The following is a 21,075-nucleotide window of genomic DNA, read 5'->3' on the forward strand; positions in this document are numbered from 1 at the left end:
AAGCTCGCTCCCACAGGGGATCATCAGGCATGTAACTTGCTGCCGTTCCAGCATCCAATGGCTGGAACACCCCATGCTCCACTCCCACCTCACCACCCTCAACGCTGTCTCTCTGGTGCTCAACACCTTCAAGGACGAGGGCTTGTCCAGCGAAGCGCTGCTGGCCGGCAGCGGCATCAGCGCGGCGGATCTGAGCCGGGCGGACACGCGCATCACCACCAATCAGGAGATGCAGGTCTGCGCCAACGCCGTCGCGCTCAAGCGTGACATCGGCCTCGAACTGGGCCGGCGAATGCATGTTTCGTCCTATGGCATGCTCGGGTACGCCTTACTCACCAGCGCCACTTTAGGTGACGCCTTGCGGCTGGCACTGCACTATCCGGCGCTATTGGGAACACTGTTCGAGTTGAGCCTGGAAGAAGATAACGAGCGCATCTGGCTCACCGCTGGCGACTATCGGGAAAACCCTGCGCTGGCGCCATTCAATGTCGAGTTTTGCCTGGTTTCGATGAAGGTCACTTGCGAAGACCTGCTCGGCCAACCGTTGCCGCTGCTTGGCGCCCGCTTCGAATACCCGGCACCGGACTATCAGGCACGCTACACCGAACGTTTCGATTGCCCCTTGCAGTTCGACGCTGCGTGCAATGCCTTCGGCTTTGATAAACGCTGGCTCGATCATCCCCTGCCTCTGGCCGATGCAATCACCCATCAAGCCATGGCCGAACGCTGCCGCAAACAGAATACCGAGTTCACCGGACGCCAGGCTTGGCTGGGGCGCATCCGCCAACTCCTCGCGGCACAATTGAGCGCGGCGCCGGGCCTGGATGGGCTGGCTGAACAGCTGAACTGCTCGGCGCGCACATTGCGCCGGCACCTGAAGGACCTGGGATGCAGCTATCAAGAGTTGCTCGATGAACTGCGGTTCGAGCGTGCCAAACACATGCTCTGCGAGGACGAACTGCCGATCTATCGGATTGCAGAAGCGCTGGGGTTCAGCGAGACCGCTAGTTTCCGCCATGCCTTTGTGCGCTGGAGTGGTGTGGCACCGAGTCAGTTCCGGCCCTGAATGAAGTGTTGTCTTAACTATTGCTATCGCGAGCAAGCTCGCTCCCACATTTGATCTTCAGCGAACACTGATTTTGTGTCCGACGCAGAACCACTGTGGGAGCGAGCTTGCTTCGGGCGGCGCTCCGACAATGGCGCCCTCAAGAACTCAATAAGGGGGCGAATTTCGGTCAAAGTTTTTGGCCATATCGATCCCCTTTTGGCCTTTCCTGCCGTTCTCTCAAACGTCGCGCGCCGCAAGACTGTGTTCAACCGAATCAGCCTGCGGAGAACAAGAAATGCTGACGATCTACTCGGACGATCACCACCTGCACCACGGCCGTTGTGAATTGATGGACGGGCAACTGATGCCCTGCTTCGAAATGCCTTCGCGAGCCGACCATGTTCTGCAGCGCGTGCAGTACCGCGACCTCGGCCCTGTGGAGGCGCCCCAGGATTTCGGCCTCGACCCGATCGCGCGCGTCCACAGCCGCGACTACCTAGACTTCTTCAAAGGTGCCTGGGCGCGCTGGACCGAATTCGGTACCGACGGCGACTTGCTGCCCTACACCTGGCCGGCCCGCACCCTGCGTCGGATCATGCCCACCAGCCTGCACGGCCAACTCGGCTATTACAGCTTCGACGGCGGCGCACCGATTACTGCCGGCACCTGGCAAGCGGCTTACAGTGCGGCGCAAGTCGCACTGACCGCTCAAGCCGTCATTCAACGCGGCGCCCGCAGTGCCTTCGCTTTATGCCGTCCACCAGGACACCATGCCGCCAGCGATTTGATGGGCGGTTATTGCTACCTCAACAACGCCGCCATCGCTGCGCAGGCGTTTCTCGATCAGGGCCATAAGAAGGTCGCGATTCTCGACGTTGACTACCACCACGGCAACGGCACCCAATCGATTTTCTACGAGCGCAGTGATGTGCTGTTCACTTCGATCCACGGTCATCCGGAAGCCGAGTTCCCGTTCTTCCTCGGCTATGAAGATGAGCTGGGTGAAGGGGCCGGCGAAGGCTTCAACTTCAACTACCCTTTGCCGGCCGGGAGCGGTTGGGACAGTTGGAGTGCCGCGCTGGAACAAGCCTGCAAAGAGATCGAAAAGTACGGCGCCGATATCGTCGTCGTCTCCCTGGGCGTCGATACGTTCAAGGACGATCCGATCTCCCAATTCAAGCTCGACAGCCCGGATTACCTGGCCATGGGCGCACGCATCGCCGGCCTCGGCAAGCCGACGCTGTTCGTGATGGAAGGTGGTTACGCGGTAGAAGAAATCGGCATCAATGCCGTGAACGTTCTCGAAGGTTTTGAAAGCGCCCAATGAGGAATTAGAACAATGAAAAGTCTCAAGCGTTTTATCGCTCCCGCTCTGTGCGCCACGGTGCTCAGTGGCGCCGTTCATGCTGAAGAGCGAACGTTGCGCGTCTACAACTGGTTCGACTACATCACCCCCAAAGCGCTGGAAGACTTCAAGGTCCAGAACACCCAGACCAAACTGGTCTACGACATCTTCGACACCAATGAAGCGCTGGAGGCCAAGTTGCTGACCGGTAACTCCGGTTATGACGTGGTGGTGCCGTCCAACGTGTTCCTCGCCAAGCAGATCGAGGCCGGTGTGTTCCAGCCTCTGGACCGCAGCAAACTGCCGAACTGGAACCACCTCGATCCCAAGCTGATGAAGCTGATCGAAGCCAACGATCCGGGCAACAAATTTGCTGTGCCGTACATGTACGGCACCATCCTGATCGGCTTCAACCCGGACAAGATCAAGGCTGCGCTGGGTGACAACGCACCGGTGGACAGCTGGGACCTGATCTTCAAGGAAGAGAACATCAGCAAGCTCAAGCAGTGCGGCGTCGCCCTGCTTGACTCGCCGTCGGAGATCCTGCCACTGGCCCTGCAGCACCTGGGTCTGGACCCCAACAGCAAGAAGCCGGCGGACTACGAAAAGGCTGAAGCGCTGCTGATGAAGATCCGTCCGTATGTCACCTACTTCCATTCTTCGAAGTACATGGCCGACATCGCCAACGGTGACATCTGCGTTGCGGTCGGTTATTCCGGCAGCTTCTCCCAGGCGGCCAACCGCGCCAAGGAAGCCAAGAATGGCGTGATCGTCGACATGCGCCTGCCGAAAGAAGGCGCGCCGATCTGGTTCGACATGCTTTCGATCCCCAAAGGCGCGAAGAACCCGGAAGACGCCTACACCTTCATCAACTACTTGTTGCAGCCGCAGGTGATTGCACCGGTCAGCGACTTCGTCGGCTACCCGAACCCGAACAAGGACGCCACCGAAATGGTCGACCCGGCGATCCGCAACAACCCGAACCTGTACCCGACCGAAACGGCGATGAGTACGCTTTACACCCTGCAACCACTGCCCCGTGACGCCGAGCGGGCGCGGACCCGGGCCTGGACCAAGATCAAGTCAGGGACTTGATGCGTATGCCAGTCAGTTAAAGCACAGAACCTGTGGGAGCGAGCTTGCTCGCGATAGCGTTGTAACAGTCAGCACCAATGCTGAATGTCATACCGCTATCGCGAGCAAGCTCGCTCCCACAAAGATTGCTGTGCTCAAATCCATAACCGACCGGCTGATCAGCGACACCAAACAGAACGCAACCGCATCAGCGCCGACTCAATATCAGCCTCCGGCACCGCAGCGAAGCCCAATACCAACCCGGCACGCTGATCCGCTGGCCGGGTCGAGTCCGGCAGCCAATAGTTGCTCAAAGCATTGATCTCGACACCCACCGCTTCCGCCTGGGCCACCAGCTCAGACTCGCGGGCCAGGCTCTCGACCGAAACCGTCAAATGCAACCCAGCCGCCACGCTGGGCAGGTTACCCACGCCGGGAATGTCTTTCGGCCAACCGGCCAGCAAGGTGTTGCGGCGACTCAACGCGGCGCGGCGCATGCGGCGGATGTGCCGCTGGAAATGCCCGGCCGCCATGAACTCGGCCATGACGGCCTGGGTGCTCACCTCGGAATGCCGAACATCGACCGCGCGACGCTGAGCGAAAGCGTCGACCAATGCCGGTGGCAGCACCAGATAGCCCAGGCGCAACGCCGGGAAAGCCACTTTGCCGAACGTGCCGACGTAGAGCACCCGCCCGTGACGATCAAGCGCCGCCAGCGGTGCCAGTGGCGCGCCGCTGTAACGATACTCGCCATCGTAATCATCCTCGACGATCCACCCCTCGGTTCGCTCGGCCCAGGCCAACAACTCCAGCCGCCGCGCCAGACTCATCACCACCCCGGTCGGGTACTGATGCGACGGCGTGACATAGGCCAGTCGACAATCGTTAAGCCCGTTCAATTCGATGCAGTCGATGCCCTCGCTGTCCACCGCCACCCCATGCAATCGCGCACCGGCCACGGCGAACGCATGACCCGCCGCCCGATACCCCGGATTCTCGATCGCCACGCCATCGCCCGGCTCTACCAGCAGCTGTGCACAAAGGCTAATCCCCTGCTGTGCGCCACTGGTGATCACTATTTGCTCAGCCGTGCACTGCATCCCCCGGGAGCTGCGCAAATACGCGGCAATCAAGCCGCGTAATCGCGCGTCGCCTGCCGGATCGCCGTAACACAGCTGCTGGAGATCCGGTTTACGCCAGAAAGCCGCATTCAGCTTGGCCCAGACCTCGAAAGGGAACAGATCAAAAGCCGGAACCCCCACGCGAAATGCGCGGGGCGGACCGACGGGAGGCAAGGCCAAATGGTTCCTTTCAACCCGTCCCAATGCGCCGCTGTGGATAACTTTGCTGGATGAAACCACAGGTAAATCCAGCCAATTTGTGGATAAGGCTGTGGGTAACCCTGTTGACAACCCTGTGGATACTTTTGTGGATAGTTTTTTCACCGGCAGCACTGATTGAGGCAATTGCGCGACATACGTCCCGTCACCCACACGCCCTTCAATAAAGCCCTCGGCGTAGAGCTGATCGTAGGCCCGAACCACGCTGTTTCGGGAAATCGACAACGCCGCCGCCAGATCGCGACTGGCCGGTAATCGCGTACCGCTGGCCAGCCGACCGTCGAGCACTCGCATCCGCAAGGCTTGATAGAGCTGACGGCTCAAACCCTGACGGCGATCGAGTTCGATACCGGCCGGGTTGAATGACAAGGACAGTGGCTCGCTGGTCATAGCAATGGACCTATGAAATTGGTCGTTAATGGCTCTTACAACAGACCATTAGCCTGCCTAGGATGCAGGCATTCGCCAAGGAAAATCTCCATGTACACGCCAAGCAGCTTTGCCATAGATGATTTGCATGAACTGCACCAGCAGATACTCGGCACCCGCCTCGCTGTGTTGGTCACACACGGGGAACAAGGTCTGCTAGCCAGCCATTTGCCGCTGCTGTTGAGTTCAGACCAGGGCCCGAATGGCACCCTTTATGGACACTTCGCCAAGGCCAATCCGCAATGGAAGGAACTGCAGAACGGCGCCGAAGCCCTGGTGATTTTTGCCGGCGCCGACGCTTACGTCAGCCCAGGGTTTTACCCGAGCAAAGCCGAGCACGGCAAAGTCGTGCCGACCTGGAACTACGTCGCCGTGCATGCGTACGGCGCGGCCGAAGTGTTCACCGACGCCGATCGCCTGCGCTCTCTGGTCAGCGCGCTGACTGATCGCCATGAAGCGGGTCGCGCCAGCCCATGGAAAGTCGCCGATGCCCCCGCCGACTACATTGACGGGATGCTCAAGGCCATCGTCGGTTTTGCCTTGCCGATCCAGCGCCTGGAAGGCAAGCGCAAGCTCAGCCAGAACCGCAACGCTGCAGACATCACCGGTGTGCGCGAGGGGCTTGCCGCCAGTCCTGATGTGCACGACCAGGCCCTCGCCCACTTGATGCGTTAAGGAATGAACATGAGCCAGATCGACATCCGCCAGGTCACCGCCGACGACCACGCCGCCTGGTTACCCTTGTGGCAAGCGTACCTGCGTTTCTACAACACCGAACTGCCTGAGGCCGTCACTCAAAGCACGTGGCAGCGCCTGCTCGACCCGAGCGAACCGACCCATGCCGCGTTGGCCTGGGCCGATGGCAAAGCGGTGGGCATGGTGCATTTCATCTACCATCGATCGAACTGGAGCATCGAAAACTCCTGCTACCTGCAAGACCTGTTGGTAACGCCTGAAAGCCGCGGCACTGGCGTCGGCCGACAACTGATCGAATTCGTCTACACCACCGCCAAAGAGGACGGTTGCTGCAAGGTCCACTGGCTGACCCACGAAACCAACGCCACCGCGATTCAGCTCTACGAGCGCATCGCCGAACGCCCCGGTTTCATCCAGTTTCGCAAAACCATTTGAGGTTCAAGGAGAGCAGCATGTCGACTTCACTCGCCGACTGGAAAGGCGTTCCGGCACCGTCGGTTCAAACCATCGAAGGGCGTTTCATCCGCCTGGAAAAACTCGACCCGGCGCGTCACGCCGACGGTTTGTGGAAAGCCCTGCAAGGCCCGGGTGCCGACCCGAAACTCTGGGACTATTTGCCTTACGGGCCTTTCCCGGAGCGCAGCGCGTTCAACGATTGGCTGAACAATCATGCGGCCAACAGCGACCCGTATTTCTTTAGCGTGATCGACCGTGCCAGCGGCGATGTGCAGGGCATCCTCAGTTTGATGTCGATTGTTCCTTCACAAGGTCGGATCGAGATCGGCCATGTCACGTTCGGTGCGCCGATGCAGCGCTCGCCGAAAAGTACCGAGGCGGTTTATTTGCTGGCCAAGGAATCTTTTGCGCTGGGTTATCGCCGTCTGGAGTGGAAGTGCAACAACGGCAACGCCCGCTCCAAATATGCGGCCGAGCGTCTTGGGTTCAGCTTTGAAGGCGTGTTTCGTCAGCACATGGTGGTCAAGGGTCAGAACCGGGATACGGCCTGGTATTCGATTCTGGACTCGGAATGGCCAGCGATCGGGGCGGGGTTTGAGCGGTGGCTGTCCGATGAGAACCAGACGGATTCGGGGCAGGTGAAAACGTTGGCGGAGTGCCGCGGGTAGTTCGGTAGCGCCTGAACGGACGCCATCGCGAGCAAGCTCGCTCCCACAATTGATCTGCGGCGATCCCCAATATTGCGTTCACCGAAAATCCCTGTGGGAGCGAGCTTGCTCGCGATTGGCTTCACGCTAAATTCTGGGCAAGCACCGCAATATGCTCCGGTCCAATCCCGCAGCAACCACCCAAATGACTGGCGCCGCGTTCTTTCCAATCGGCCGCCCACTGCAAGTAACCCGGTGGATCAAGGTCTTCACGCAGCGGGTCCAGACCGTCGTTGGCCGTGGCCTCTTTCGGTTGCGGCGGGAAGGCGTTGGCGTATGCGCCGATGTGAATCTTCACACCCAAACGCTTGAAGGTTTCCCGCGCGGCATCAATCGCAGCACCGATCACTTCCGGCTGGCTGCAGTTGAACAGCAACGTCTCGACGCCCAGCTCAGCCGCCACGGCGGCGGCTTCAGACACCGGCTCACCCGAACGCAAGCGTGGCACCTCGTCCGTGTCCTCATCCTTCAGGGTAAATGACAGCCAGAACGGCTTGCCGTCTGTTGGCAGACCGGCATGGATCGCTCGCGCTTCAACGATCGAGCTCTGGGTTTCCGCCAGCCACAGATCGACATGAGGCGCGAGGCCCTTCACCAGCGGCGCCAACAATTCAGTCGCCCGAGCAGCATCGAAAAGGTCAGGACGATAGGAACCAAACAGCGGCGGCAATGAACCGGCCACACGCACCGCTTTGCCAGAAGCCTCTACCGCGCGCCGAGCCAGCTCACCGGCCAACGCCGCGAGCGCCTGCCCTTCTGCGGCAAAACGCTCTTCACCAATGTGAAACGGCACCACCGCGTAACTGTTGCTGGTGATCACGTTGGCACCGCTTTCGATATAAGCCGAGTGCACCGCTTCTACCGCGTGCGGCGCTTCGCTCAAGGCCAGCGCCGACCACTCGGGCTGTCTGAACGGCGCGCCTCGACGCTGCAACTCACGACCCATGCCGCCATCCAGAATTACTGTGCTTGCTGCGCCCATATGCTTTTCACTCATAAGCTTATGAAAATAACTCACTATCAGAGTCGTTCTTATAACTATTTAATACGCACCATCCGGTTAATAACAACCTCTTTTTTATCAGGGATCGACTGTGAAATTCCAACCACTCCTGGCCCTGGGCCTGACGATTCTGGCTGCCTCCACCCAAGCCTTTGGCGGCGCCACGCTGGATCGCGTCGAAAAAAAGAAAGAACTGGTCGGCGTGTTGATGGAAAGCTATCCACCCTTCTCGTTCCTCAATGATCAGAACCAGCTCGATGGATTTGACGTCGACGTAGCCAAGGCCGTGGCAGACAAACTGGGCGTCAAACTGCGCCTTGAAACTCCGTCCTGGGACGTGATCGCCGCCGGCCGCTGGAGCGGGCGCTACGACATCTGCATCTGCTCCATGACCCCGAGCAAGGCCCGCGCCGAGGTCTTCGACTTCCCGGTCGAGTACTACGCCTCGCCAGCGGTGATCGTAGTCAACGCGAAGGACGACAGCATCCACAGCGCCAAGGACCTGAGCGGTAAGAAAGTCGGCCTCACCAGCGCCTCCAGCTACGAAAGCTACCTAAACAAGAACCTGGTGATCGAAGGCGCCGAAGACACCCAATTGCAGTACCCGTTCGAGGACGTGCAGATCGCGCCGTATGACACTGACAACGTGGCGTTCCAGGACCTGGGGCTAGGCGCTGGCGTGCGGCTGGATGCGATCCTCACCAACCTTGTCACCGCCCAACCGCGCCTGACCGAAGACAAACGCTTCAAGCTCGCCGGCGAGCCGCTGTACTCGGAGCCGAACTCGGTGGCCATTGAAAAAGGCGACGCCCAGTGGGACGCCAAAGTGCGTGACGTCTTCGCTCAGCTGAAACAGGACGGTACGTTGAGCAAGCTGTCGCAAAAATGGATCGGCGCCGACATCAGCAAATGACTTCTTTCCCAAAACCTCCCCAGCCGCCGCAACCGGTGGCTGAGTCGCTGCTGCAACGAATCTTCGGTTTCCGTACGCGGCTGTACCTGACCTGGGCAGCGATGTTCGGATTGTTCGCCAGTTTCTTCCTGAGCTTCGACCTGAAGTTCTCGATCATTCTCGACAAACTGCCGAACCTGATTGGCCTGCACCTGGCGCCCAACGGCTTTTTGCAGGGCGCGGCGCTGACGTTGTTTTTGTGCCTGTGCTCGATCGTGACCTCCTCGCTGCTGGGCTTCATCACCGCCCTGGCGCGGCTGTCGAAAAGCGCCGTGGCCTTCGGAATCGCGAGCTTCTATGCCTCGTTCTTTCGTGGCACACCGCTACTGATCCAGATCCTGCTGATCTACCTCGGCCTGCCACAACTCGGCATCGTCCCGGGCGCCATCGCTGCGGGCATCATTGCCCTGTCGCTCAACTACGGCGCGTACCTCAGCGAAATCTTCCGCGCCGGCATCGTTGGCGTCCCTCACGGCCAACGCGAAGCATCCCTGGCCCTGGGCATGCGCGAAACCGTGATCTTCTGGCGCGTCACCCTGCCCCAGGCCATGCGCACCATCATCCCGCCGACCACCAACCAGTTCATCTCGATGCTCAAAGACTCGTCGCTGATCTCGGTGATGGGGGTTTGGGAGGTAATGTTTCTGGCGCAATCGTATGGGCGGTCAAGCTATCGCTACATCGAAATGCTGACAACGGCGGCGGTGATTTATTGGGTGATGTCGATTGGGCTGGAGCTGATTCAGGCGCGGATGGAGCGGCATTATGGGAAGGCGTATTTGAGCCGTAGTTAGCGCAAGGCAGATGAGTTTCCGAGGTGCGATAGCCGACCATGTCTCGATTTGTTGTAAGAAAAAGCGTCTGCACGAACGGGTAAAAACAACCTTTCTCAGGAGGATGGCAATTTTCTACACAACCTTCTGACAACCCCCGCAAGCCTGCCGGAAGCAGCTGACATCGGCACCTATAGCCCGCCTCTTAGAGTTTGGCCTCCTATCAACAGAGGCCGAATTCGATGTCCGTTCAACATAAATACCGACCAAAACACCTGGCGCTGGCCATTGCGCTTGCGTTGGGTTGCACTGAAATTTCGCTTGCCCAGCAAGTATCCATCGATACCCCCATTCCTTCAGGTGCAACACCGGAGCAGCTCATAGCGGCGCTGGACGCATTTATAAATGATCCCGACACCGTTAAGACTCCCATCAACAAAGCATCAGATGGTGTTGATCGGACATTCGGCAATGGCAATGATCTGGTCATTGTGTCCAGCCGCGGAGCCCTTTCCGGATTTATTGACGGTGGTGACGGTGTCAACTTCCTGCAGCTCGATACTGCGAGCGGTGGCACGTTAGGCGAGAGTCGTCATTTTGAAGGCCTGGAGCTCAAACGAAGCACTTGGACCATGAATGGTTCCGGTGATTTCAATACCGGTGTCTTGATACGGCCAAAAGCAACGCTAATAAATAATGGGCATATCCAGGGTGGAGCGTTGAGCCAAGGAACGCTTGTCAACAACGGAAAGATTGGCGGCGACGCGACCGTGCAATCAGGAGGTTTCCTGAACAACCCAGGCACTGTCGAAGGCAATGTCGTTATTGATGAAAAAGGCGCTATTGCGGGCAACGGTTTAATCGGTTCCCTGAAGGTAAACGGAAAGCTTTCTGTCGACGGGTTGCACGGCGCACCTAAAGTTAACGGTGACTTAAATCTCTCCAAAACTGCCGAGCTAACCTACGAGGTCAATGCCGACCGCAAAAGTGAAACGATATTAGTCGGTGGCACCGCCAGCCTTGGCGGCGCCACACTGAACATCGTTGCAGCACTGGGTGACTACCCGCTACTCAGCGAAAACCACATCCTTGCTGCCCGTAAAGTCGAAGGGGAATTTGGGAAAGTCATTAATAACCTTGCCTTTTTAACGCCCAAGCTCGACTACGAAGAAAAGAGAGTCAACCTGATCCTCCTTCGTAACGATGTGGCGATCGAGAGTGTCGCAACAACGGATAACGGGAAGGAAGTCGCCCAAAGCATTGAAGAGCCAACGGACATACCTCAAGCACCCTCCGTCGCTGAAGCCCCGAATCCACCTGCAAGTGCCGACACATCCGTTCCGGTATCCACGCCGACAACTACCGCTGAAAAACCATCGATAGCCGCAACGCCACCTACCACCGATCAACCCGTAATAGCCGCAACTCCACCCACCACCGATCAGCCCGTCATAGCCGCAACTCCACCCTCAGCTACCAATTCCGTCGCCACAGTGCCAAAGGCATCCAGCCCCACAAATGCTGCTGTCGCGGCCCTGCTCAGAGCTGACAAACAAACGGCATCTGTTGCCATCGAACAGCTGGCTGGCGGCAACAACGCCAACCTTGCGAAAGCGACCCTGAACAGTGACAGCCCAATCAGCGCGACCATGCTCTCGGCCATGCGTCAGCTGGACAGCGCCAGTAGCTACAGCAAATCCACCCGGCGCAATGCACCACGCCTGGCCGCCGGCAGCGAAGACAATGGCCGAGTCTGGTTTCAAGCATTGGGTCACGGCGGGACGCTGGATCGCGACTATGACGCGCTGAAACACACAACCCACGGCCTGGTACTGGGAGCTGATTGGGGCATCGATGAGGAATGGCGCATCGGCGTAATGGGCGGCAAATCCGAAACGCGCCTGGACAGCCGCGGACTCGACGGCGATCTCGACAGCTGGCATTTGGGAGCTTATGCCCTGCGTCAAAACGGACCAATGTCGATGCGCCTGGGTGCGACCTACAGCAGTCACGATGGCAGCACTCAACGCCGGGTTGCCTTCAAAGGTTTCAGCGACCGCCCCGAAGGCCGTTACGATGCCAACACCCAGCAGGCCTTTGCGGAATTGGGTTACAACCTGGGGCGGGCGAACGTCAGCATCGAACCGTTTGCCAGCCTGGGCTACCAGCGCTATCAGCGCGACACCTACACGGAAAAAGGTGGCGCAGCGGCGCTGAAGGTACACGGTCAAACGCAGAACAATTTGAACAGCACATTTGGCCTGCGGCTGGCGAAGCTCAACACTCTGGATAACGGCATGCAACTGACGCCACGGTTCAGTGCCGGCTGGAAACACACTTACGGGGACGTCTACAGCGATACCCGCCAACGATTGGTTACGGGCGGAAAAAACTTCACCGTTTCCGGTGCGCCGCTGGATCGTGACAGTCTGCTGGTCGATGCAGGGCTGGACCTTGGATTGTCAGCAAAACACACCCTGGGCGTCGGCCTCACTGGCGAGATCGGCACCGACAGCCGCAACCACGGCGTGACGGGTCAGTGGCGAATGAGTTTCTAACAGCCACAAACCCGGGGCGAAAAAAAAGGGGAGCACATGCCCCCCCGAGGTTTAAAGCGGTATATCGAGGCTGTTAACTCAGCCTTCGATCTCGATCAGGATTTCGCCCGGGTTCACCCGATCGCCCTTGGCCACGTGGATGGCGGTGACTTTGCCGGCGATGGCTGCCTGGACTTCGGTTTCCATCTTCATCGCTTCGGTGATCAGCACGGCCTGGCCAGCTTTCACGGTATCGCCTTCCTTGACCAGCACGTCGACGATGTTGCCCGGCATGGTGGTGCTGACGTGGCCCGGTGCAGTGGCTTGCTTGCGCTTGCTGCTGCCGCCGCTGACGAATTCGTTGAGCGGTTCGAACACCACTTCTTCCGGCATGCCGTCGATGGACAGGTAGAAGTGACGCTTGCCTTCAGCCTTGACGCCAACACCGGTGATGTCGACGCGGTAGGTTTCGCCGTGGACGTCGATGACGAACTCGGTCGGCACGCCTTCGCCACCGGCCGAGGTCACACCGCCTGCTTCAGGAATTGGCAGCAGCACTTCTGGGGCCAGGGTGCCGGCAGCGCGTTCTTCGAGGAACTTGCGACCGATGTCCGGGAACATGGCGTAAGTCAGCACGTCTTCTTCAGACTTGGCCACGGTGCCGATTTCGGCACGCAGTTTGGTCATCTCCGGCTTGAGCAGGTCGGCTGGACGCACGTCGATCACTTCTTCGCTGCCGATCGCCTGGCGACGCAGTTTTTCGTTCACGGTGCCCGGCGCCTTGCCATAGCCGCCTTGCAGGTAAAGCTTCACTTCGTTGGTGATGGTCTTGTAACGCTCACCGGCCAGCACGTTGAAGAACGCCTGGGTACCGACGATCTGCGAGGTCGGGGTCACCAGCGGCGGGAAGCCGAGGTCTTCACGAACGCGCGGGATTTCGGCCAGCACTTCGCTCATGCGGTTCAGGGCGCCCTGCTCTTTCAACTGGTTGGCCAGGTTGGAAATCATCCCGCCCGGTACCTGGTTGACTTGAACGCGGGTGTCGACGGCGGTGAACTCGCTTTCGAACTGGTGGTACTTTTTGCGCACGGCGTAGAAGTACAGACCGATCTCTTGCAGCAGTTCCAGATTCAGGCCGGTGTCGAACTCGCTGCCTTTAAGGGCAGCAACCATCGACTCGGTGCCCGGGTGGCTGGTGCCCCAAGCGAAGCTGGAGATCGCGGTATCGATGTGGTCGGCACCGTTCTCGATGGCCTTGAGTTGGCACATCGCGGCCAAACCAGCGGTGTCGTGCGAGTGAATGAACACTGGCAGCGATTGCTCGGATTTCAATGCCTTGACCAGTTCGCCGGTAGCGTACGGAGTCAGCAGGCCAGCCATGTCCTTGATCGCCACCGAGTCGCAACCCATGGCTTCCATTTGCTTGGCTTGCGCCACGAACGCCTCGATGGTGTGCACCGGGCTGGTGGTGTAGGCAATGGTGCCCTGGGCGTGTTTGCCGGCGGCTTTCACCGCTTCGATGGCGACTCGCAGGTTACGCACGTCGTTCATCGCATCGAAGATGCGGAACACGTCGATGCCGTTGACCGCGGCCTTGGCGACGAAGGCTTTGACCACGTCGTCGCTGTAGTGGCGGTAGCCCAGCAGGTTCTGGCCGCGCAGAAGCATTTGCAGGCGAGTGTTAGGCAGCGCCGCGCGCAGTTGGCGCAGACGCTCCCACGGGTCTTCTTTGAGGAAGCGTACGCAGGCGTCAAAGGTCGCGCCGCCCCAGACTTCCAGCGACCAGTAGCCGACTTTGTCGAGCTTGTCGCAGATCGGCAGCATGTCTTCGGTGCGCATGCGGGTCGCGAGCAGCGATTGGTGGGCGTCGCGCAGGATTGTGTCGGTAACGTAGATTTGTTTGCTCATTGTTCTATTCCTCACAGGCCTGCGTGGGCGGCGATGGCGGCGGCGATGGCCAGGGCCAGCTCTTCGGGTTTGCGCTTGATCGAGTAGTTGGTCAGTTCAGGGTGGCTTTCAACGAAGCTGGTGTTGAACTGGCCGCTACGGAATTCCGGGTTACGCAGGATTTCCTGGTAGTAGGCGGCGGTGGTCTTGACCCCTTGCAGACGCATGTCGTCGAGGGCGCGCAAGCCACGGTCCATCGCCTCTTCCCAGGTCAGCGCCCAGACCACCAGTTTCAGGCACATGGAGTCGTAGAACGGCGGAATGGTGTAACCGGTGTAGATCGCAGTGTCGGTACGCACGCCGGGGCCGCCGGGGGCGTAGTACCGGGTGATCTTGCCGAAGCTCGGCAGGAAGTTGTTTTTCGGGTCTTCTGCGTTGATCCGGAATTGCAGCGCGAAACCGCGGTGCTGGATGTCTTCCTGTTTCACCGAAAGCGGCAGACCGGAAGCGATGCGAATTTGCTCGCGAACGATGTCGATGCCAGTGATTTCTTCGGTGATGGTGTGTTCCACCTGCACCCGGGTGTTCATCTCCATGAAGTACACCTCGCCTTCGGCGAGCAGGAACTCCACGGTGCCGGCGTTCTCGTAACCCACGGCTTTGGCTGCGCGCACCGACAGGTCGCCGATGTAGGCGCGCTGTTCAGGGGTCAGTTGCGGGCTCGGGGCGATCTCGATGAGCTTCTGGTTGCGACGCTGGATCGAGCAGTCACGCTCGAACAGGTGCACCACGTTGCCGAAGCTGTCGCCGAGGATCTGCGCTTCGATGTGCTTTGGATTGACGATGCATTTTTCCAGGAACACTTCCGCGGAACCGAAGGCCTTGGTGGCTTCGGAAATGACACGAGGGAATGCTTGTTCAAGTTCTTCCCGGCTGTCGCAGCGACGGATACCACGGCCACCACCACCGGAAGTCGCCTTGAGCATCACCGGATAACCGATGCGGTCGCCTTCGATCAAGGCTTCCGCGATATCCGCGACGTTGCCTTCGGTGCCCGGGGTGACGGGTACGCCAGCCTTGATCATGCTGCGACGGGCTTCGGTCTTGTCGCCCATACGGCGAATCACTTCAGCCGATGGACCGATGAATTTGATGCCGCGTTCAGCGCAGATGTCTGCCAGCTCGGCGTTTTCCGAGAGGAAGCCGTAACCAGGGTGCAGCGCATCGCAACCGGTTTCTACTGCCAGATTCACCAGCTTGCGAGCATTCAGGTAACCGGCCAGTGGCTCGGCACCGATGCTGTGGGCCTCGTCCGCACGCTTCACATGCAGCGCATGGCGGTCGGCGTCGGAATAGATCGCGACCGAGCGAATGCCCATCTCGGCGCAGGCACGTACGATTCGTACGGCAATCTCACCACGGTTGGCGATCAGGATCTTTTTTATCACTTGGAGGTTCCCTTGAGCCGGTGGTACCCACGACCTGCTAGTCCAGGTCGACGCGTGACCAAATGTTTCAATTCAGTCGCAGCCCCACACTAGCCCCCACAAGGGATTAACAAAAATGATTAATTATTGGGTCAGTCATAAGTAAAGACTTATAGTTGATGCATCAGCCTGCGGTGAGAGTGTCTATAAAATGCGTAAGTCCTTGATGCGTATGACATTGCGTCAATTACAGATCTTCAATGAGGTCTGTGATTTGCGGTCCTACAGCCGCGCAGCCGATGAAATGTCTCTCACACAACCTGCCGTGAGCCTACAGATTCGTCAACTTGAAGAGCTGATTGGTCAGCCTTTGTTCGATTACGTCGGCAAAAAGCTCTACATGACCGAGGCAGCCGAAGCCCTTCAACGCGCCAGCCGGGACATTTTCGGGCGCCTGGAAAACCTCGACATGCAGCTTTCTGACATGCAGGGATCGCTGCAAGGACAGCTGAAACTGGCGGTGGAATCCAGCGCCAAGTATTTCGTGCCGCATCTGTTTGCCGCGTTCAAGCGCCAGCATCCGGAAGTGAACCTGCACCTGACGGTGGTTAACCGCGGACAAGTGATTCGACGCCTGTCGGACAACCGCGATGATTTGGTGATCATGTCGATGGTGCCGCAAGACATGGGGCTGGAGTTTCTGCCGTTTCTCAACAATCCAATTGTGGCCGTAGCACCACCGGATCATCCGCTGTCCCATATGGGGCCGCTGCGCTTGCAGGATCTTGAGCCTTATACGCTGCTGTTGCGCGAACCCGGCTCCGGTACGCGACTGGCCTGCGAGGAGTATTTCAAGGAGAAGCGCGTGCACTTCACGCAGACTCAGGAGGTGGCGTCGGCCGAAGCCCAGCGTGAATGCGTACGGGCGGGTCTGGGCCTGGCGCTGTTGACGCGCCACGCCCTGAACCTTGAGTTGGCGACCGGCGCACTCATAGAGCTGCCGGTCGAAGAGCTGCCGTTGTACCGCAGCTGGTGCCTGGTGCAAGCCAAGGCGAAACGGCTGTCACCGGTGGCGCACGCGTTCCTTGCGTTTATTCGCAGCGAGCGGGTGCAGATCAGCGCGCTGGTTGAGCGCTTCGACGCGAAGTTGCCGGTGCCGCCTGCCAGTAGTTGAGCTCCAGCTCAGGGAAATCACCGATCTCGGCCAGAAGCTGGCGGCGCTCGCAGCGATCTTCGATAGCGCGGCGAAATTCCATGCGGCGCTGGTCTTCCTGCTGACGACGGGTTCTGACGGCGCTGTTGCGGTCTTCGTAGGGCTGGGCCATTTCGAGTCTCCCAAGGCGATTACGGGAGTTTCAAGATAGGCGCGAGGGATGACGGTTTGGCGGCTTGCGCGTTACAGACAGATGAAAGTTGTCGTATTTGAGGACGCCATCGCGAGCAAGCTCGCTCCCACAGGAGAACACGGTCAAATGTGGGAGCGAGCTTGCTCGCGACTAAGGTCGGAACGACCTTACGACGACGTCAGTCGTCCAGCGCTTTTACCGATTTAGGCGACAGCCGCAAGCTGCGCAGGCTGCGCTTGACGCTCTTGAGGTGATTGACCAGGCTCGGCCCGCGAGCCATGGCCACGCCCATGGCCAACACGTCGATCACCACCAGGTGGGCGATGCGCGAGGTCAGCGGCGTATAGATCTCGGTGTCTTCGTGCACATCGATCGCCAGGTTGACGGTCGACAGTTCGGCCAACGGTGTCTGGCTCGGGCACAAGGTAATCAGCGAAGCGCCGCTTTCGCGCACCAGATTGGCGGTGATCAACAAATCTTTGGAACGCCCGGACTGGGAAATACAGATCGCCACGTCGGTCGGTTTCAACGTGACCGCCGACATCGCCTGCATGTGCGGGTCGGAATACGCCGCCGCCGTCAGCAACAAACGGAAAAACTTGTGCTGGGCATCGGCCGCCACTGCACCCGACGCGCCAAAGCCGTAAAACTCGACCCGCTGGGCCTGAGACATGAGCGACACAGCCCGCTGCAACTCCACCGGATCGAGCTTCTCGCGAACCTCCATCAGCGTGTGCAGGGTGGTGTCGAAGATTTTCAGGCTGTAGTCAGCGACCGAGTCGTCTTCATGGATGGCGAACTGCCCGAAGCTCGCACCGGCAGCCAGGCTCTGCGCCAGCTTCAGCTTCAAGTCCTGGAAACCGGAGCAACCGATGGCGCGGCAGAAGCGCACGATGGTCGGTTCGCTGATGCCCACGTTGTGGGCCAGGTCGGCCATGGAGCTGTGCATCACCGCCGCAGGATCAAGCAGCACGTGGTCGGCGACCTTGAGCTCCGACTTGCGTAAGAGGTGGCGTGACTGGGCGATGTGTTGCAGCAGATTCAAGGGGCTGGACTCTTTGTTATTGGCAGGTGCCGGAGATGTAGCACGCTTGTAGTTATACTACATGAATCGGCTTTTTGCCTGCTCAATGCGTAACTCGATGTCCCCATTTCACGCCACATGCGCTCCATGTAGCCCCTACAAGGGTTTTGCGTCCGCACGCAACAGCGCCGCCAGGCCATCGGCCTCGACAGGGCGGCTGATCAAATAGCCCTGCACTTCATCGCAGCGCTCGCCTTTCAAAAACTCCAACTGCTCTGCCCGCTCCACACCCTCAGCCACCACTTTGAGCGACAAGCCGTGCGCCATGGCAATGATTGCCCGGGTGATCGCCGCATCCTCGCTGCCCTCCCCCAGCCCGCGGATAAATGCCTGGTCGATCTTCACGTAATCCACAGGAATGCGCTTGAGGTAGCTCAGGGACGAGTAACCCGTACCGAAATCGTCGATCGCCAGTTTCACGCCCAGATCGCGCAATTGCTGGAAGGTCGCGATGATGTGCTCGACGCTGTCCAGCAACTGACTTTCGGTGAGTTCCAGCTCGAGGTAGTGCGGCGCCAGACCGGTTTCTTCCAGCACCTGGCGCACCAGGCTGACCAGTTTGCCTTGACGCAATTGATGCACCGACAGATTGACCGACACCCGTATCGGTTCAAGCCCCTGACGCTGCCACTCACAGGCTTGCCAGCAGGCCTGACGCAACACGAACTCGCCGATCGGGCCGATCAACCCGGTCTCTTCGGCCAGGCCGATGAAGTCCCCCGGCGGTACACGACCCATGGTCGGGTGATCCCAGCGCACCAATGCCTCGGCGGCATTCAACCGCCCCGTGGCGAGGCACAGCTTCGGTTGGTAAAACACCTTCAGCTGCTTCTCTTCGATGGCTTTTCGCAGCTGATTTTCCAGCTGCAAGCGCTCCAACGTGCTGGCTTGCAGGCTGTCGGTGTAGAACTGGAAGTTATTTCCGCCCAAGTGCTTGGCGTGCTGCATGGCCATATTTGACTGATGGACCAGCGCGGAAATTTCTCGCGCGTTGTCCGGCAACATACTGATACCCATGGACGCGCTAACCACCAGTTCGTGGCCCTCGACAGTGATCGGCAAGCGCAGCTTGGTCGACAGTCGGGTCGCCACTCGCGCCAGACTCGACAGGTTGCCGTAGGCATTGAACAACACGGCAAACTCATCGCCGGATAAGCGAGCGATGGTGTCTGCTTCAGGCAACGCATTGACCAGTCGCCGGGCCATCTTCTGCAAGAGCTGGTCGGCGATTTCATGGCCAAGACTGTCGTTGAGCAGCTTGAAGCGATCCAGATTGATGTGCAGCAACGCCAAACTGCGGTAGCCGCCCTGGCGCACCCGCAGATGAGCCTCGCTTAGCCGTTCGCGGAACAGCGAACGGTTAGCCAGGCCCGTCAATTCGTCGTAATGCGTCAAGTAACGCATGCGCTCTTCAGATTCGCGCCGAGCCGATAGATCGGCGAAGAAGCCCACGATATGGCTCACATTTCCCCGAGTATCGCGCACAGCGTTCAGTTGCAACCATTGCGGATACAACTCGCCATTCTTGCGGGTTTCTACCAGCTCGCCCTGCCAACTGCCGTGCTGCTCCAGCGCCTGACGAATTGCCACGTAGTGCCGGCGGGCATCGCGGCTGCACGGCAAATCGACCACGTTGCATCCAATCATGTCTTCTATGTCATAGCCGGTGACTTGGCTAAAGGCCTGATTGACCGCGATCAACGTGTAATTCGGATCGAAAATCACGATGCCTTCGCTGGCGGCTTCGAAAACCGTCGCGGCCAGTTGCCGTTGCTCTTCCAGCGCTTTGCTGGCGCTGATGTCGCGACGGGTACCGACCATGCGAATCACCCGGCCACTTTCGCCGCGCTCAACCGCTCGACCTCGGTCCTCGATCCAGACCCAATGGCCATCGCCGTGGCGCACGCGGTACTCAATCTGGTAGTCCTCGCTACGGCCCTTCAAATGCTCGACCAGCGCACGCTTGAGTGACGGCAAGTCATCGGGGTGTAAGCGCGGCTTGAGGTGGCGAAGCATCGCCGTCACGAATTCCGGCTCCAGGCCGAACAGCTCCTGAAGATGGGTGTGATGGACTTCGTCGGTTTGCAGGTTCCAATCCCACAACCCCAACTCACTGGCCTTCAACGCCAGCGCCAGACGCGCTTCACTCTTGCTCAGGGCCTGATTGGCGGCGTCCAGCTCGAGGCTGCGCTGGGCAACACGGCTTTCCAGCTCGATCTGAATTTGCCGCAACTCGTCTTCGGCACGACGGCGCTGGTCAATTTCCTTGGCCAGAGTTTGATTGAGTTGATCGCTGCAGCTTTGGGCCTGCTGCAAGTGTTCGATCAGTGCCTGATTCTGAAAGCGCCGCAACAGTCCGCTATCGATGAGCCGATTGACCTGCCAGGCGACCACACTCAACGCGCCCAGCAATATGAGACCGAACCAGCCCCAGCCCTGATCTTGCTCATCGCCGCCCCAGAACAGATAGCCGATGGCCGGCAACAGACAGGGCAAGGTAAAGGACAGGAACGCCGGCAGGCTGACCGCGTAGGCAACACTGGCCGAAAGTGCTGCGGCGCCGATCAGGCCGAACACCCAGGCTTGTTGCATGAAGTTATCGGCGGGTACCAACGCAATGCCGGCGCCGGCCAGGGTCAGGCCGGTCATGGCCGAACCCAGCAAAAACATGCGGCGCCAGATCGGATGGGCCTGACGATTGGGTATCGCCGAATCGAAGGCCGCGACTTGAATCACCCGCAACGCCACCAGCGACAACAGCCACACCAGCCAGACGCTGACCAGGAAGTAACGCTGCGGACTCCAAAGCAAGCCAGCGCAGACCAGACCGTTGATCAACATGAATAATGTGGGCAGCAATGAACCCTGATAAAGCAGGCGCGTGCGTTCGACCGCCATTTCCATGGCGTACTGTTTGCGGATAACCCGGGGCTCCACAACGGGGCCCGACAGGTCGGTGCTGAGGGTCATA

17 protein-coding genes are annotated in these 21,075 nt (G+C 59.3%); 10 read left to right on the forward strand and 7 right to left on the reverse strand.

Annotated features, from left to right (window positions below):
• Nucleotides 1-73: 73 nt before the first annotated feature.
• The 3 genes from VD17_RS11425 to VD17_RS11435 all read left to right on the forward strand — a co-directional run bounded on the left by VD17_RS11425 (nt 74) and on the right by VD17_RS11435 (nt 3,488).
• A complete protein-coding gene (locus VD17_RS11425; protein WP_046053900.1) occupies nt 74-1,066 on the forward strand; it encodes an AraC family transcriptional regulator in 993 nt (330 codons plus the stop codon).
• Between the two features lie 277 nt (nt 1,067-1,343).
• Nucleotides 1,344-2,375 (forward strand): histone deacetylase family protein, encoded by a 1,032-nt coding sequence (locus VD17_RS11430; RefSeq protein WP_046053901.1) that lies wholly within the window; start codon nt 1,344-1,346, stop codon nt 2,373-2,375.
• 12 nt (nt 2,376-2,387) lie between these two features.
• A complete protein-coding gene (locus VD17_RS11435) occupies nt 2,388-3,488 on the forward strand; it encodes a polyamine ABC transporter substrate-binding protein (protein WP_046053902.1) in 1,101 nt (366 codons plus the stop codon).
• A gap of 158 nt (nt 3,489-3,646) precedes the next feature.
• On the opposite strand, the gene pdxR is transcribed toward VD17_RS11435, so the two are convergent.
• A complete protein-coding gene (gene pdxR, locus VD17_RS11440) occupies nt 3,647-5,197 on the reverse strand; it encodes a MocR-like pyridoxine biosynthesis transcription factor PdxR (protein WP_046053903.1) in 1,551 nt (516 codons plus the stop codon).
• A 90-nt stretch (nt 5,198-5,287) separates the two neighbouring features.
• Here pdxR and VD17_RS11445 point away from each other — a divergent pair, with 90 nt between their 5' ends.
• From VD17_RS11445 to VD17_RS11455, 3 genes are read left to right on the forward strand one after another with little or no spacing between them, the layout of a single operon-like run.
• Nucleotides 5,288-5,911, forward strand: coding sequence for an FMN-binding negative transcriptional regulator (locus VD17_RS11445; RefSeq protein WP_046053904.1), 624 nt, complete (start codon nt 5,288-5,290; stop codon nt 5,909-5,911).
• 9 nt (nt 5,912-5,920) lie between these two features.
• Complete coding sequence (locus tag VD17_RS11450; protein ID WP_046053905.1) at nt 5,921-6,367, forward strand: GNAT family N-acetyltransferase; 447 nt, start codon at nt 5,921-5,923, stop codon at nt 6,365-6,367.
• Nucleotides 6,368-6,384: 17 nt separating this feature from the next.
• The gene (locus VD17_RS11455; protein ID WP_046053906.1) at nt 6,385-7,056 is read left to right on the forward strand and encodes a GNAT family N-acetyltransferase; all 672 of its coding nucleotides are present in this window, start codon (nt 6,385-6,387) and stop codon (nt 7,054-7,056) included.
• A gap of 121 nt (nt 7,057-7,177) precedes the next feature.
• On the opposite strand, the gene VD17_RS11460 is transcribed toward VD17_RS11455, so the two are convergent.
• Entirely contained in the window at nt 7,178-8,077 is a 900-nt protein-coding gene (locus tag VD17_RS11460) for a homocysteine S-methyltransferase family protein (protein ID WP_046053907.1), read from the reverse strand.
• A 112-nt stretch (nt 8,078-8,189) separates the two neighbouring features.
• Here VD17_RS11460 and VD17_RS11465 point away from each other — a divergent pair, with 112 nt between their 5' ends.
• The 3 genes from VD17_RS11465 (at nt 8,190) to VD17_RS11475 (ending at nt 12,381) form a co-directional block, all read left to right on the forward strand.
• The gene (locus VD17_RS11465) at nt 8,190-9,011 is read left to right on the forward strand and encodes an ABC transporter substrate-binding protein (RefSeq protein ID WP_033059249.1); all 822 of its coding nucleotides are present in this window, start codon (nt 8,190-8,192) and stop codon (nt 9,009-9,011) included.
• Nucleotides 9,008-9,844, forward strand: a complete 837-nt coding sequence (locus tag VD17_RS11470) for an amino acid ABC transporter permease (RefSeq protein WP_046053908.1) — start codon at nt 9,008-9,010, stop codon at nt 9,842-9,844. Before VD17_RS11465 ends, VD17_RS11470 begins: the two co-directional genes overlap by 4 nt.
• Nucleotides 9,845-10,065: 221 nt before the next feature.
• Complete coding sequence (locus tag VD17_RS11475; protein WP_046053909.1) at nt 10,066-12,381, forward strand: autotransporter outer membrane beta-barrel domain-containing protein; 2,316 nt, start codon at nt 10,066-10,068, stop codon at nt 12,379-12,381.
• A gap of 78 nt (nt 12,382-12,459) precedes the next feature.
• Here VD17_RS11475 and oadA read toward each other — a convergent pair whose 3' ends face one another.
• Together oadA and VD17_RS11485 are read right to left on the reverse strand one after the other, a co-directional pair.
• Entirely contained in the window at nt 12,460-14,268 is a 1,809-nt protein-coding gene (gene oadA / locus VD17_RS11480; protein WP_046053910.1) for a sodium-extruding oxaloacetate decarboxylase subunit alpha, read from the reverse strand.
• Between the two features lie 11 nt (nt 14,269-14,279).
• Complete coding sequence (locus tag VD17_RS11485) at nt 14,280-15,695, reverse strand: acetyl-CoA carboxylase biotin carboxylase subunit (RefSeq protein ID WP_008156643.1); 1,416 nt, start codon at nt 15,693-15,695, stop codon at nt 14,280-14,282.
• A gap of 190 nt (nt 15,696-15,885) precedes the next feature.
• On the opposite strand from VD17_RS11485, the gene VD17_RS11490 reads away from it, so the two are divergent.
• Entirely contained in the window at nt 15,886-16,848 is a 963-nt protein-coding gene (locus VD17_RS11490) for a LysR family transcriptional regulator (RefSeq protein ID WP_046053911.1), read from the forward strand.
• Here VD17_RS11490 and VD17_RS31550 read toward each other — a convergent pair.
• The 3 genes from VD17_RS31550 to VD17_RS11500 form a co-directional block, all read right to left on the reverse strand.
• Nucleotides 16,790-16,999, reverse strand: a complete 210-nt coding sequence (locus VD17_RS31550; protein ID WP_080931991.1) for a PA3496 family putative envelope integrity protein — start codon at nt 16,997-16,999, stop codon at nt 16,790-16,792. The genes VD17_RS11490 and VD17_RS31550 overlap by 59 nt on opposite strands.
• Nucleotides 17,000-17,198: 199 nt before the next feature.
• The gene (hexR, locus tag VD17_RS11495) at nt 17,199-18,065 is read right to left on the reverse strand and encodes a transcriptional regulator HexR (RefSeq protein ID WP_008156648.1); all 867 of its coding nucleotides are present in this window, start codon (nt 18,063-18,065) and stop codon (nt 17,199-17,201) included.
• Nucleotides 18,066-18,200: 135 nt separating this feature from the next.
• Complete coding sequence (locus VD17_RS11500) at nt 18,201-21,074, reverse strand: EAL domain-containing protein (protein WP_046053912.1); 2,874 nt, start codon at nt 21,072-21,074, stop codon at nt 18,201-18,203.
• Nucleotide 21,075 lies beyond the last annotated feature (1 nt).

The organism is Pseudomonas fluorescens (assembly GCF_000968015.1).
GTDB lineage: Bacteria > Pseudomonadota > Gammaproteobacteria > Pseudomonadales > Pseudomonadaceae > Aquipseudomonas > Aquipseudomonas fluorescens_W.

Excerpts from the sequence above, each read along its gene's own strand:
- VD17_RS11435 (WP_046053902.1), top strand. The coding sequence starts at position 2,388 with ATGAAAAGTCTCAAGCGTTTTATCGCTCCCGCTCTGTGCGCCACGGTG.
- VD17_RS11425 (WP_046053900.1), top strand. The coding sequence starts at position 74 with ATGCTCCACTCCCACCTCACCACCCTCAACGCTGTCTCTCTGGTGCTC.
- VD17_RS11490 (WP_046053911.1), top strand. The coding sequence starts at position 15,886 with ATGCGTAAGTCCTTGATGCGTATGACATTGCGTCAATTACAGATCTTC.
- oadA (WP_046053910.1), bottom strand. The coding sequence starts at position 14,268 with ATGAGCAAACAAATCTACGTTACCGACACAATCCTGCGCGACGCCCAC.
- VD17_RS11450 (WP_046053905.1), top strand. The coding sequence starts at position 5,921 with ATGAGCCAGATCGACATCCGCCAGGTCACCGCCGACGACCACGCCGCC.
- VD17_RS11500 (WP_046053912.1), bottom strand. The coding sequence starts at position 21,074 with ATGACCCTCAGCACCGACCTGTCGGGCCCCGTTGTGGAGCCCCGGGTT.
- pdxR (WP_046053903.1), bottom strand. The coding sequence starts at position 5,197 with ATGACCAGCGAGCCACTGTCCTTGTCATTCAACCCGGCCGGTATCGAA.
- VD17_RS31550 (WP_080931991.1), bottom strand. The coding sequence starts at position 16,999 with ATGGCCCAGCCCTACGAAGACCGCAACAGCGCCGTCAGAACCCGTCGT.
- VD17_RS11430 (WP_046053901.1), top strand. The coding sequence starts at position 1,344 with ATGCTGACGATCTACTCGGACGATCACCACCTGCACCACGGCCGTTGT.
- VD17_RS11455 (WP_046053906.1), top strand. The coding sequence starts at position 6,385 with ATGTCGACTTCACTCGCCGACTGGAAAGGCGTTCCGGCACCGTCGGTT.
- VD17_RS11470 (WP_046053908.1), top strand. The coding sequence starts at position 9,008 with ATGACTTCTTTCCCAAAACCTCCCCAGCCGCCGCAACCGGTGGCTGAG.
- VD17_RS11445 (WP_046053904.1), top strand. The coding sequence starts at position 5,288 with ATGTACACGCCAAGCAGCTTTGCCATAGATGATTTGCATGAACTGCAC.
- VD17_RS11460 (WP_046053907.1), bottom strand. The coding sequence starts at position 8,077 with ATGGGCGCAGCAAGCACAGTAATTCTGGATGGCGGCATGGGTCGTGAG.
- VD17_RS11475 (WP_046053909.1), top strand. The coding sequence starts at position 10,066 with ATGTCCGTTCAACATAAATACCGACCAAAACACCTGGCGCTGGCCATT.